At 44.8% G+C, this 12,783-nt stretch carries 11 protein-coding genes and 2 tRNA genes; 9 read left to right on the forward strand and 4 right to left on the reverse strand.

Features of this window, described 5'->3' with window-relative positions:
- Positions 1-263: recombinase family protein (locus GZ78_RS31065; RefSeq protein WP_201772768.1), on the reverse strand; the 263-nt coding region annotated here is incomplete at its 3' end.
- Between the two features lie 456 nt (positions 264-719).
- Between GZ78_RS31065 and GZ78_RS20190 the strand changes: the two genes are divergently transcribed.
- The 7 genes from GZ78_RS20190 (at position 720) to GZ78_RS20220 (ending at position 5,575) form a co-directional block, all read left to right on the forward strand.
- A complete protein-coding gene (locus tag GZ78_RS20190; RefSeq protein ID WP_034840147.1) occupies positions 720-1,517 on the forward strand; it encodes a hypothetical protein in 798 nt (265 codons plus the stop codon).
- A gap of 129 nt (positions 1,518-1,646) precedes the next feature.
- Positions 1,647-3,113, forward strand: coding sequence for a protein adenylyltransferase SelO (locus GZ78_RS20195; RefSeq protein WP_236631629.1), 1,467 nt, complete (start codon positions 1,647-1,649; stop codon positions 3,111-3,113).
- 182 nt (positions 3,114-3,295) lie between these two features.
- A complete protein-coding gene (locus GZ78_RS20200) occupies positions 3,296-3,568 on the forward strand; it encodes an oxidative damage protection protein (RefSeq protein WP_034840534.1) in 273 nt (90 codons plus the stop codon).
- Between the two features lie 192 nt (positions 3,569-3,760).
- Entirely contained in the window at positions 3,761-3,979 is a 219-nt protein-coding gene (locus GZ78_RS20205) for a hypothetical protein (RefSeq protein ID WP_034840148.1), read from the forward strand.
- A 169-nt stretch (positions 3,980-4,148) separates the two neighbouring features.
- Positions 4,149-4,224, forward strand: a tRNA-Phe gene (locus GZ78_RS20210).
- Positions 4,225-4,268: 44 nt separating this feature from the next.
- A tRNA-Phe gene (locus GZ78_RS20215) sits at positions 4,269-4,344 on the forward strand.
- 292 nt (positions 4,345-4,636) lie between these two features.
- The gene (locus tag GZ78_RS20220) at positions 4,637-5,575 is read left to right on the forward strand and encodes a NotI family restriction endonuclease (protein WP_051786380.1); all 939 of its coding nucleotides are present in this window, start codon (positions 4,637-4,639) and stop codon (positions 5,573-5,575) included.
- Between the two features lie 55 nt (positions 5,576-5,630).
- On the opposite strand, the gene GZ78_RS20225 is transcribed toward GZ78_RS20220, so the two are convergent.
- Positions 5,631-6,878: a DNA cytosine methyltransferase gene (locus GZ78_RS20225; RefSeq protein ID WP_152558849.1), complete on the reverse strand. Its 1,248-nt coding sequence runs from the start codon at positions 6,876-6,878 to the stop codon at positions 5,631-5,633.
- Between the two features lie 516 nt (positions 6,879-7,394).
- On the opposite strand from GZ78_RS20225, the gene GZ78_RS20235 reads away from it, so the two are divergent.
- Positions 7,395-7,583 (forward strand): DUF2986 domain-containing protein, encoded by a 189-nt coding sequence (locus GZ78_RS20235; RefSeq protein ID WP_034840152.1) that lies wholly within the window; start codon positions 7,395-7,397, stop codon positions 7,581-7,583.
- 21 nt (positions 7,584-7,604) lie between these two features.
- On the opposite strand, the gene GZ78_RS20240 is transcribed toward GZ78_RS20235, so the two are convergent.
- Together GZ78_RS20240 and GZ78_RS20245 are read right to left on the reverse strand one after the other, a co-directional pair.
- Positions 7,605-8,264 carry an XRE family transcriptional regulator gene (locus GZ78_RS20240; protein ID WP_034840154.1) on the reverse strand — a complete coding sequence of 220 codons (660 nt, stop codon included), beginning with the start codon at positions 8,262-8,264 and terminating at the stop codon, positions 7,605-7,607.
- Positions 8,265-8,646: 382 nt separating this feature from the next.
- Entirely contained in the window at positions 8,647-10,194 is a 1,548-nt protein-coding gene (locus GZ78_RS20245) for a coiled-coil domain-containing protein (RefSeq protein ID WP_051786381.1), read from the reverse strand.
- Between the two features lie 782 nt (positions 10,195-10,976).
- Between GZ78_RS20245 and GZ78_RS20255 the strand changes: the two genes are divergently transcribed.
- Complete coding sequence (locus GZ78_RS20255) at positions 10,977-12,746, forward strand: DEAD/DEAH box helicase (RefSeq protein ID WP_034840543.1); 1,770 nt, start codon at positions 10,977-10,979, stop codon at positions 12,744-12,746.
- Positions 12,747-12,783: the final 37 nt, after the last annotated feature.

The raw sequence follows: 12,783 nt of genomic DNA on the forward strand, positions 1-12,783 counted from the left end.
TGGTTCAGACCTTTCTTCCGGTAGTTCATGCCGGAGCCAAGATCACGGATCACTTGCGTTCGCCAGCCCTTGGCAGAGCAATAAGCCTCCAGTAGTTCTTGCTGTCTATCCAGATCGGCTTTTTGATCGTGGCTGGATACACGGCAGTAGCAAAGTGTAGGTGCAGCTTCGTTGCTGAATCCCATGAGTTCAGCCACGTCATAATACCGTGTACCGCCTTTGGTCTTTCTGGCTGGGAGCAACTCACCCGTGCTCTCCCACATTCTCAATCCACTTTCTCAATGTTGAGTGGTCAGTACCCAGCAAGCGAGCGGCTTCACCAATCTTAACTAATCTCTTATCCATGATGATAGATTGTGGTAGATAATAGTAGATTAATTAATACTGTTTCGAACCCTTTTTTATTCACTTCGACGTCTGAAAATCATTTCAGGCGTCAACTGTCTATCTACTCCAGATCAAAATATGAAACCTGAGCTACTTTATTAAAAGTAAACCTTCAGGCCGCTTTAAATTATGAGTGACCTCTCTCCTCTTAAAGTTATTCCGAGAATATAATCATGTTTCATCTCCCTTCATGGTATCGTGGTTTTCTTTTCATTCTCATCTTTACGACTAGCCAGCTTTTCGCAGACCCTTCGGGGAACTACAAACATTCTTGTAAAGACAGCAAGTTCGATGCAAACAGCACTCTGCTTACGGCCAACTGCACTTGCCAAATGGGAGATTGTGATCCTGACTTTGGTGGTGACTGGTATCGTGAAAATCATTTCTATCTAGCCACCTGTACACATCCGGTAGATAACCTTACTGTTGGAAACTCTTCCAGCGATACTTGTATGGGAACACCTGGTAATCGATGCTTCTCAGGTTATTTAGTCTGTAACAATAAAGACTGGAAGGTCTTTCATCCTCAGGAGTGCTCTGCTCAGGACTGTGATGAACCTGAATGCAGAATCAGCCAATACGAGCCAGATGGCCAGATCATGCATACTGCCTGTCGCTTTCAAGGCCCCTGGGGAGGAATCATGGGCCAGTCCCGTCAACGCACTCTTTCAGACTGCATAGGAGAAATGAAAAACGTATACGGTGAAATTTCCTGCTCAGGAGACCGGCCACTATACAACTCTGAAAAGACAGGTATTCTTGAGCAAGAAGTCGGTGTGATGGTTTGCAAGGATCATTCAATCTGCGTACTCAGTCAAAAAGGTTCTATGTTTTGTTCAGATACGTCCATCTGTGCTCATGGTAAAGATGTCGCTTGCCATACAAAGGATCAGGCAATCTGTAAAGCCTTGGGTGAAGTGACAGGGCCCTTTTATTCTGCCCAGAAGGAAGAAATTCTGAATCAAGAAACCGGCGTTATGGTTTGCAGGGGTGACTCTGAATGCCGCTTGAGTCATTCAGGAGAAATGTACTGTGCTGATAATGCACTGTGCAACTACGGTAGCAAGGTCACCTGTTATGATAGTGATGACGCCAGTTGCGAACAACCAAAGGAGAAAGCAGAGCTTTAAAGGGATTCTTCCTCAAGCCTGCCATACAAGTCCATTTCCTAGTAAAATGCTCAGGTATTCTTAACCGACGAAATGCCGCTCTGTAGAAGGGTGGCATTTCCGGCCTCTGGCTGTATGGAAAATACCTGAATGATAACAAGCCTGGATCAGCTCAATTTTAATAACCGCTTTGGCTCACTGCCAGAGGCCTTCTATACCCGCCTTCAGGCTACACCGCTGGAAAATCCCAAGTTGGTAGCTGTCAGCCAAAAAGCCGCTGATTTACTGGATTTGGAATTGAACGACTCCAGCACAGAGCAATTAACCCTCGTCGGAGGAGGCTCGAAAGTTTTAGAAGGTACCGATCCTCTGGCCATGATCTACTCTGGACATCAGTTTGGCAGCTATAACCCGCAACTGGGCGATGGTCGAGGTTTGCTGCTGGGAGAAATCACCAATAATAAAGGTGAAAGTTGGGATCTTCATTTAAAAGGGGCAGGCACCACACCCTATTCCCGATTTGGCGATGGTCGGGCTGTGCTGCGCTCCTGTATTCGTGAATACCTGGCCTCTGAAACCTTATTTCATTTGAACATTCCTACGACCAGAGCTTTATGTGTAGTCACCAGTGACACCCCTGTTTACCGTGAAACTGAAGAGCGCGGCTCTACCTTGCTAAGACTGGCAAAAACTCATATTCGTTTCGGGCACTTTGAATATTTCTGCTATACGAAACAACAGGATGCCCTTGAAGCCTTGGCTGAATTCACGATCCAACATTACTTTCCCGAACTGGCCGATCAAAACGACAGATACTGTTTATTCTTCAAAGCCGTCGTTGAAAAAACCGCAAACATGATTGCACTCTGGCAAGCCAACGGCTTTGCTCATGGGGTGATGAACACCGACAACATGAGCATCCTTGGTGAAACCTTTGATTACGGCCCCTATGGTTTTCAGGACGATTTCAACTGGAACTATATTTGTAATCATTCTGACCATTCCGGCCGCTATGCCTTCAGCCAGCAGCCCGACATAGGCTATTGGAACTGTGGCAGACTGGCACAGGCTCTGGTACCGCTGGTCGACGATGTATCTGCTCTGCAAACAACACTCGACACCTACCCCACTCTTTACTCAGCCAAATACCTTTCATTGATGAGTGAAAGACTGGGGCTGCGGAAAGAAGAGCCTGAAGATTCAGAGCTGATCAAGGATCTTCTGCAATTGCTCCATGAACAACATGTGGACTACACCCTGTTTTTCCGAGCATTGTCGGATTACACCGTTGGCCAGATATCATCAAAATTAACTGCGTTGTGCAGCGAGCCCAACTCTCTCAAAAACTGGCTGCAACGCTATGATGAGAGACTTCGTCGCAATCTTGAACCGGATCTTCAGCGCCAACAAAAAATGAAACAGGTCAATCCCAAGTACATTCTGCGAAACTATCTCGCACAAAATGCGATCGAGAAAGCAGAAAAAGGGGATTACAGTGAAATTGAACAACTCATGACAGTACTGCAGTCACCTTATGATGAGCACCCTGATCTGGAACACTATGCTCAAAAACCTCCAGAGTGGGGTAAAAAGCTGGAAGTCAGCTGCTCGTCCTGACTTATCGTTTCCTATACCGATTGGATTTCAAGATGCTACCAGGCGACAAGTGTTCGAAGCCCTGTGAGCCTACAAGTAGTTGGTGATCAGGGTGAGCGAACGCTGGCAACAACGTAGCATCTTGAAAGGCCATGGGTATATACCATGCCACCACATTGCTGATTTATAGAAAGGGGATATTTATGGCCCGTACCGTACATTGCGTAAAACTCAAGAAAGATGCCGAAGGTCTCACTGTACCACCTCTGCCTGGCCCAAAAGGCCAGTGGGTGTATGAAAATGTTTCACAAGCCGCCTGGACAGAGTGGCAGACTCATCAGACCCGTCTGATTAACGAAAAACACCTCAACCTTCTGGATCCGGACACCCGTAAATACCTGACAGAGCAAATGGACAAATTCTTTGCCGGTGAAGAGTACGACGCTGCGGAAGGTTTTGTACCTGAACAGAAGTAGCCTCAAACAAACGCCGGAAACACCTGCTTAAAGCTTCCGGCGTCCTTAGGCCCATACCCAAAATATCCACAAAGATTTCCCACTGGAAAACCTCCCTGTGCAGCTAATTCATTATTGAAGCTGCATAAATATAGCCGAGACCAAAAACCTCCCTTTATAATAAGCACAACTATCCCTTAGTAGTCTGAATTCATGAACATCAAAGATATTTCCATTTCAAACAACAAAAAGAAGCAGATTCTCTCTGCCATCAGTAACCACTCCGTCCTTTTCCAGGAAGAAAGTGGCGACATTGTTGTCAATACCAAGGCCTACCAGACCTATAAGGAAGAGAAGGGACAAGCGCCGATAGAAGAAATAACTGGACTAGAGTCCCTGGAGGATCTGGCTGACTATATCGTTTTTCAATGAATGCGCACTTTCTGATCACTTCATTGCATTCATAAACGATTGATCCAAGCGGCTTTTTTCATTGAAAAAGTGAAAAATCGATAGACCTGACTTGACTCCGAGAGATGAAATCCGTTTAATACGCCTCGCACGCACTCTCACGTAAAAAACACATGATGAGTCACGAGATGCCTGGATAGCTCAGTTGGTAGAGCAGCGGATTGAAAATCCGCGTGTCGATGGTTCGATTCCGTCTCTAGGCACCATTTTTTAATGGTACAAATCGTGGTTTTAAACGTGCAAAAATTTAGCCTGGATAGCTCAGTTGGTAGAGCAGCGGATTGAAAATCCGCGTGTCGATGGTTCGATTCCGTCTCTAGGCACCATATATATAAAGGCCTCGAAGGATTTTTTCCTCCAAGGCCTTTTCGTTCTACGGGCGTATGACGGGCAGAGACAACAAACTTTGCAGTACGCTCACCACTTCATCCCCAGAGCAAAATTATCCGCCTACTTTTTCTCATATTCGTATCAAAAAAAACCTACAGAACCATAGAGTCTTTTCCTACGGTCTGAAGTGACAGGGCTGGTTACATTTTCACCACACCCTCTTACCTATAGACCTTGTCTCTCTATACCAGTTAGCCTTAAGTCCCGTTTATCTATCTGGTTCGAAACATGCGAGCAGAAAAAAGAGACATTATAGAAATCTTCGGCCATGCTCCGGATGATGCATCACAGGAAGCTCAACAATTCTGGAATACCTCTACATGCCCATTTACCAAAACCAAATGTACAAAGAGCAATCATGAGAACACCATTATTTATGGTGTATGCAGTGTTTCCAATGGTGTGAAAAAAGACGATCCGGGTGTAATTGTTTGCCCTAAGCGATTATACCGGGACAATTATCAGGTACTTCAGGATGCCATTGATTGTGTTTGGAAGGAGTACAATACATCTCTTGTGGTTGGCGGAAGCCAAGAAGAGCTTATCCATAAAGCCTCTAGTCAAAATAGCCCCGCTATTGCTCTTGGTCAGGGGTCTGGTAGTGAGGTTTCGACCAAAACCGCAAACGGTAACCTATCAATGGACTGGGTTATACAACGTTACCTTAATGAGCATGGTCGCATCACTCCGGCTGATTATATTGGCATAGAAGTTCAGAGTATTGATATCACTGGGAACTACAAGGATGCTTGGTATGCATATAATGGCATGCATCATGGGAAAGAAGTTGACCATATTCCCAACTCTGGCCACGGTCTTAACTGGGCAAATGTTCATAAAAGACTAATTCCCCAGATCATTCGAAAAGGCCAAATATATAAAAAATCAAAAAGATGTTCAGGTTTTTTCTTCATTCTCCCTGAAATAGTTTTCTCAAAATTCGAAGAGCTACTGGGTGAAATAGACCACCAGCAATCCGCAAGCAAAAACAATTTATCCATTCTGACATACAAGCTAGATAAAGAAACCGGCGAAGGGTATATCAGACCAATATCACTGACTAAAGTCACCCATTATCGTTTAGATGATATTATTAAGGCCTTCAGTTCAACTGAAAGCTCAAAGCCTGCACTTGAACTTGACGAGAAATTAATGAGAATAAAATAAGGTGATTGGCAGCATGTGCTAATCATGCTGCCAGAACTGTTTTCATAAGTGCCATTTAGAATGCCAAAGCTTCTTGAAACCCTTTCATATGACTAATTCGGCTAGAATCTAGCTGCTTACCAAGCCTGTCAGCTTCCAAAAGATTCCTTATGCCCAGCCCAATACTTTCTGCAAATATAGGAGGAACAGCATTTCCTACCTGTTTATATTGGTCTGCAAGATTCCCAAAAAATTTACATTTATCTGGGAAGGACTGGATTCTCGCTGCTTCTCTAACACTTAAAACCCTATCTTGTGTCGGATGAATAAATCTTCCCCAATGGGGGTCACATTTAGTCAATATGGTACTTCCAATTCCATCTAACTCTAAGCGCCCATACCTTTGTGTATGATCTGACCGTTTCGCTCTCTTCATTCCTGCAGGCAACAAATCATGAGGTATATCTCTCCATGAGCCTCCTTGAGGAATGTAGGGTAATCGCTGAAGATTTGCCTTTCCCAAGCCTGCACATTGGTGGTTGAAAAGTATTTTTTGCCCCTTTCTGAGTTTATTTTGATAAGCTGTTTCTGGAGTTTGACAATAATCCATTTCTTGATTGCCTCCACGATTCAATATCTCAGGCAAATCACTGATAGCATCAGAAACGGATACAAAACCATCCTCGGCATTCTCGAAATTATGCTTTTGATAGACTAGAGACTGCTTATCTAGAGAAGTAGCAAAGTTTGCTCTGCCCTTGATATCAAAAAACGGTTCAGGAAACATGCTTAATGCAGGGGTATTTATTCGATTGGCAAGAAAGATAGTTCGCCACCGCATCTGTGGAACGCCAAAGTGAGGTGCATACAAGATTCGAATATCAGCGTTATACCCGAGGCTTTTCAAACTCTTGAGTATGGAACGAACCGTATCTCCATTTTCAAATGAAATCATTCCCGGCACATTCTCGATTAGCACCGTCTTGGGATTAAATTCCTCAACAAAACGCAAGTAATCCAAGAACAAATGATTCCTTTTATCATCCTTCGATCTAATAGGAGCATTGACACTAAATCCTTGGCAAGGAGGTCCACCCGCAATTAAGTCAAGCTCTCCCTGCTGTAGACCTAAAGATTTTCTAATTTTATGAGGATCTAGCTCCGTAATACTTTCTATCGAAACTTCAGTTCGAGGATGGTTATATTTTAATGATTCAGAAAATACTTCAGACACTTCATTAGCAAATAAAATGTCGAAACCAGCCAGCTCTAAGCCTGTACTCAGTCCACCCGCTCCTGCAAAAAGATCTATAGCTGTCAGCACAGTCTACCTCGAAAACACTGTATACAAGAACAGTATTTTAGCATAATAAGTTTAACCCAAGCCCCGCATTTTACTAGAGTTGGCATAAGACTCCGAGTACTGCCATAACGTGCATTATCCCTATAAAAAAGGAATAAAAACCTACCAACTAACGTGCTGATATGTGAATGCCGCCCATACATCCCATAATGCTTTAATATTTACCATATCCTTCATCTATGCTGACTACAACAAACACCTATAATAGCCTGTATTTCCAATACCACACCGCCGACTTCTCCATCTGTGAAGACATTCCAGATTAGCCCTCGAACTAACCAATGTGCTCAAGTACATATTCTTTCTTTGGTTACTATCCAAGGAGATAATCGTGCAAATCACAACCAACCCACACAGGCTCAATAGTCTGTCACTGCCCACTAAAATTCAACACAATCTGAGAGGGATAGTCATAGATGGACTCAGTGACCAATACGGCGCCGCAATATGGCATGAACCCGACTCTGAGATGGCATCATGAACCGCCGCAAGAAAGGCAACCAGATTTTAAAGACTAAGGCCAAAAGAGCTAAAGCCAAGCTGGCTCCCAAAAGCAACAAAACCAAGTACATCAGTAAAGCTGATCGTGCCAGGTTAGAAGCAGAAGCCAGTCAACATTCATCTATCAATGCAGAAGTTTCTGAAACAGACACTGATCAGCTTTGAGAAAAGGGTCATTCAGGGCAGTTAAACTGCCCTGGCACACCAGACAACCTTGCCCACAACCGGGTTTTCTTCCCGCTTCTTCAAATCCATGCTCCAGCTGGGATACTCAGGATTATCACTGCTTATTTTCAGCTCATGCTGCACCTGCCTGACTCGCTTAGCCATCAGACCGTCTTCAGTCTGAATAAGGTATACCGCTTCACTCTGAACTGACTTCCGAGACATATCCACCAGCACCTGATCACCCTCCTGAAAAGTGGGCAGCATACTGTCACCACTGATGGTAACAAACGCCAGGTTTTCACCAGAAACGCCTAATTGCCGACTCAGAAAAGCTTTATTGAAGGCAAAATAGTCGCTCACTTCTTCACCTTGAACAACTGCCCCCAATCCAGCACTGGCCTGTACATCAAACATGGGAGCAAAAACTATGTCTTTGCTCTCAGAAGAGTTAGATATTTGCCCGCTGTCGTTTTGGTCGCCCGTCAGCAGCCAGTTAAGGTCAACTCTGAATTCGTCATACAGACTTTCCAGATAAGCCATAGAAGGTCGACTGGTACCACGACAGATTTTATAGATATGAGAGGAAGATTTGCCTGTCATTTCGGCAAACTGCTTTTTGTTTCCCTGTGTCAGACGATCCACAATCAACTGAAAACGACGCGCGAAAGCGTTTGCCATACTTTGTTGTATCCTGGATGTGAATAAAGCATCGATTATACAGCAGCGGGTTTAATACTAGCCCGGAAATTTCATAAAGTGTCGAGCTTCTCGCTCTGCTATTTTTTCGGCTGACACATTTTTCCGACATATTCATGCTTATTGCATGGATCTGTTGGAAAAATGCTGTCATGGCGGGAAAAGAGCTAGCGAAAAGCCGACGAGCGATGTTCGTTTCTTTTCGTATACATCAGAAAGCGAACATCTCAGTATTTCAGCAGTCTTTTCCCTGATTAGAGCGGCTTTATGAATTTTCCGGGCTAGGAGGCTGTCAAAGACAGATAAGAAAAGAGCGGCCAAAACAGCCGCTCTTTTCTCTTTTTGACTAAAGTGACCGATTCACTCAGCAGGTGGTTGCCGCTTCAGCGGGTTTTTCTTCTGACTGAATCTGTCTTGAGGCTTTTTTCAGAGCTTCCTGAGCAAATTTTTCAGCCTTTTCTTCCTCTTCAGCGATTCTCATTATCTCGCGCTTGAGATAGAAGCCGGCCAGGCAAAGCATTACACCTGTTACAGACGCAATCAGTGCCAGAGAACCAAACCAGAGAAGCGCAATCACGCCCACCATTTTACGACTGACGTCAGTGGGTGACTCCTTACCATACGCGTACATGGCCAAACGATAAACCTGATTCTGGTTGATCAGACGATTGATTTCAGACTGAATATTTCGCTGATCGTTACGCAATAAAAATACCTTGTCTTCTATATCTACAACCTGAGTATTAATGACGCCCAACTCCTGCTGCTTGCCTTCAACGTACCCTGACAGCTCTTTCTCCTGATTCAGCTTGATGCTCATATAGCGTGAACGACTGTTCTCGGCACTGGCTACAACATCATTCTGAAGCTTCACGTTAGCCGCTTCACGACTCACAATTTCCTGCTTCTTGCTTTCAATACGCTCGTTGATATCAGCAATTCGACCTTCATACTTATTGTTGGTGAACTCGATCTGCTGCTTCATCTGATCTTCCATGTTCGCCTGCTTGGTCAGGGCATCCCCTCCCAGATAGCCTGTAGTAATCTGATCAACTTGTTTGTTCTTATCTGCGATCAGCTTACGGTATTTGCTATCAACAGCAGCACGGGTCAGGAAGTTAGCATCATCCAGCTCTCGAGCCATTTCTGCTTTCAGCGATGCTAACTCATCCAGTAACCGATCTTTTTCAGTTCGGCTATCTGACAGGTTATCCAGCAACAAAGCGGAGAAACGATCTTCAATGCCTTGGCGCTCAATATTCCAGTCTGCATAGTAGCCATCTCGCTGCTCTATCAGATCCTGAATTTCTGTATCCAGTTCTTCCCGGAAAGAATAATCAATACCTGACAGAATAGACTCGGTCTTGGCATTGACCGAATTGATACGGGTTCTGAATGACTCATCAATAGACAGCTGCTGCGACTCAACTTCCTGAGTTAAATCATCTTCTGTAAATACCTGAACCCGTTCCTGCCTTCTATTTAGCAGCGCTATTTCAGACTCAATATTTTCTATATCATTTTTACGGGTATCAATGGCGTAATTGAGGTTGGAAAAATTCCGTTCAAAGCCATTCAGCATGGTTTCAAAGGTGATCAGGCAGAGAAAAGCCACAAAGAAAAGGAACAAGCCTCGCCAGAGCACATTCTTCACCGCCATAAAGGCAAACGTCAGAGGGATCTTGCAGAGCTCGACCACAGCAATGAGCAGAAAAGGTAATCCAGCCACCAGCACGGAGGAATAGTTTCCAATCAGACTGCCCGAATCCTGGTTCAAATAGGAATCATTGGCTGAAATGGAGACAACAATGGAAATGGTTAAACCGATCAGTACGGCAATGACTTCAACAGTCCAAGCCAGACGAATCAAGAAATTTGCGTAGTTCTCATTATACTTCTTGGAAAAGTTCATTTTCTGAACAGCCCTGATTTTTATTGTTAAAATATCTTCCTTAATCTGACTGGGTTAGAAGTGGCTTACATCGCTGCAAATCGACATCTCTCACTCAGCAGTCCGCCCATTGTAACGGCTATCCTACTGATTTAAAGCCGGCTTTTTTTATCAAACCGTTTTTTTTATCAAATAGGTGTCGTGTGAACCTGTTACTACTTAAGTCGCTTGCAACACAAGGGATGACTGTAGACAGAAGAGATGGAACTTTTTTCAGGAAAATAAGACCAAGCCTGCAGAATGCTCGCCATAAGGAAGTGGAATTATGTACCAGACAATCTCATACCCCTGCCATGCAGACTCGAGTAAAAGCTCATTGATTGACCCGGCGAAAAAGCCCTCAACAACCTCCTCTCGTGAGAGTGCGGTGTTAAAACTCAGGCACAAGCTCATAAAGTGTGCGAAGTTGTCAGAGGAGCTGGAAAGCCTGACAGCCGAAGTCCTCTCAACTAAACCAACAACATAGGCTCAGCAAAAAGAGCAGAAAGACTACTTGCACACAGTCAGTGTCATGAAAAATGACTTAAGAGTTCATTCACGTTAGATCCAAAAACAGCTAAAGACTGCTATACCCATTGGATTTCAAGATGCTACTAGGCGACAAGTGAGCGAAGCCCTGTGAGCCTACAAGTAGTAGGTGATCAGGGTGAGCGAACGCTGGCAACAACGTAGCATCTTGAAAGGCGATGGGTATATAGCCATCAATGGTTCAGCCTTTCGCGGCTGGCAGATATAATCAGCCAATGACTTTCCAGCTACGCCCTTATCAAAAAGAAGCTGTCTCCAGTGTGATACAGCATTTTCGCAACAGTGATGACCCTGCTCTCGTGGTTTTGCCCACAGGTGCGGGCAAAAGTCTTGTGATCAGTGAATTGGGGCGTATCGCCCGAGGTCGTGTGCTGGTACTGGCCCATGTCAAAGAGCTGGTTGAGCAAAACCACGCCAAGTATGAAAGCTATGAACTGAAAGCCTCTATTTTCAGTGCTGGACTGGGCAGGAAAGAAGCCTCTGAGCAGGTTGTATTCGGCAGTATCCAATCCGTCGTTAGAAACCTGGATCAGTTTGATGACAACAACTTCACCCTGCTGGTCATTGATGAGTGTCATCGGGTTTCTCTGGAGAAAACCTCCAGTTACCACAAGGTCATTGGACACCTTCAAGCGCTCAATCCAGGGCTAAAAATACTGGGACTGACGGCAACGCCCTATCGCCTGGGTATGGGTTGGCTCTATCAACGTTATCTACCCGATGACAAGAAAGGCACCCAAAGAACAACAGAAAAGCGTTTTTTCAAAAGCTGTATTTATGAACTACCGCTGTCATACATGATAAAAAATGGTTATCTGACACCAGCAACATTGGTCGATGCGCCTGTTGTTTTCTACGACTTTAGTCTTTTATCAAGAGACCGTTTTGGTCGCTACAGTGAGGCTGATCTGAACAAGTTGCTGAAGGGTAAGGGGCGAGCGACACAGCAGATCATTACCCAGGTATTAAAAGAGTCGGAAGACAGAAAAAGTGTCATGATTTTTGCGTCTACCGTGGATCATGCCCGGGAAATCATGGGTTATCTGCCAGAATCTGAATCCGCTTTGATCATTGGTGATACGGCTACTCAGGACCGGGACAATCTGATTCAGGCTTTCAAGGCCCAAAAAATTAAATATCTGGTTAACGTTTCCGTTTTGACCACAGGCTTCGATGCACCTCATGTTGATTTGATCGCCATTCTTCGCCCTACTGAGTCGGTCAGCCTTTATCAACAAATCGTAGGTCGGGGGCTTCGTCTGGCAGATGACAAGAAAGATTGTCTGGTCATGGATTTTGCCGGTAACCGCTATAACCTGTTCAGTCCGGAGATAGGCAGTCCAAAGCCGGATTCAAAATCAGTCCCTGTCACAGTCCCCTGCCCGGCCTGCGGTCATGAAAACAGCTTCTGGGGCATTGTAGACAGTGATGGCGATCTGGTTGAGCACTATGGCCGCCGTTGTCAGGGAATAGAAGAGTTCGAAGGTGAAATCGTTCAGTGTGACTTTCGCTATCGGTTCAAAGAGTGCCAGGAATGCGGTGCCGAAAACGATATTGCCGCCCGAAAGTGTCATCAATGCAGCAAAGCGCTCATTGATCCGGATAAAAAACTGCGCGACGCTCTTAACCTTAAAGATTGCATGGTTCTGCGCTGCTCAGGTATGACGTTGGAATCTGACGCCAAAGGAAATACCTCCAGAATCAAGATCACTTACTACGACGAAGACGGTGCTGCCGTTAATGAGTTTTTCCGTCTGGACACTCCTGCCCAACAAGGTGCTTTTTACCATCACTTTGGCAAACATGCGCTGATTAACCGGGCTGAACCTTTCAGGGCAAAATCTGTGGACGCTGTTATCAGTCAACGAAAGAAATTTCGAAAACCGGACTTTGTGGTTGCTCAAAAAGAGAAACATTACTGGTCGGTCATCGATAAACTCTTCGACTATGAAGGTAATTACCGAAAGGCCTATGAGGCAGAATAAGCATTTTGTTACTTAATGTTTTCCTTCAAGATGAGGC

It is taken from the genome of Endozoicomonas numazuensis (assembly GCF_000722635.1).
Lineage (GTDB): Bacteria > Pseudomonadota > Gammaproteobacteria > Pseudomonadales > Endozoicomonadaceae > Endozoicomonas_A > Endozoicomonas_A numazuensis.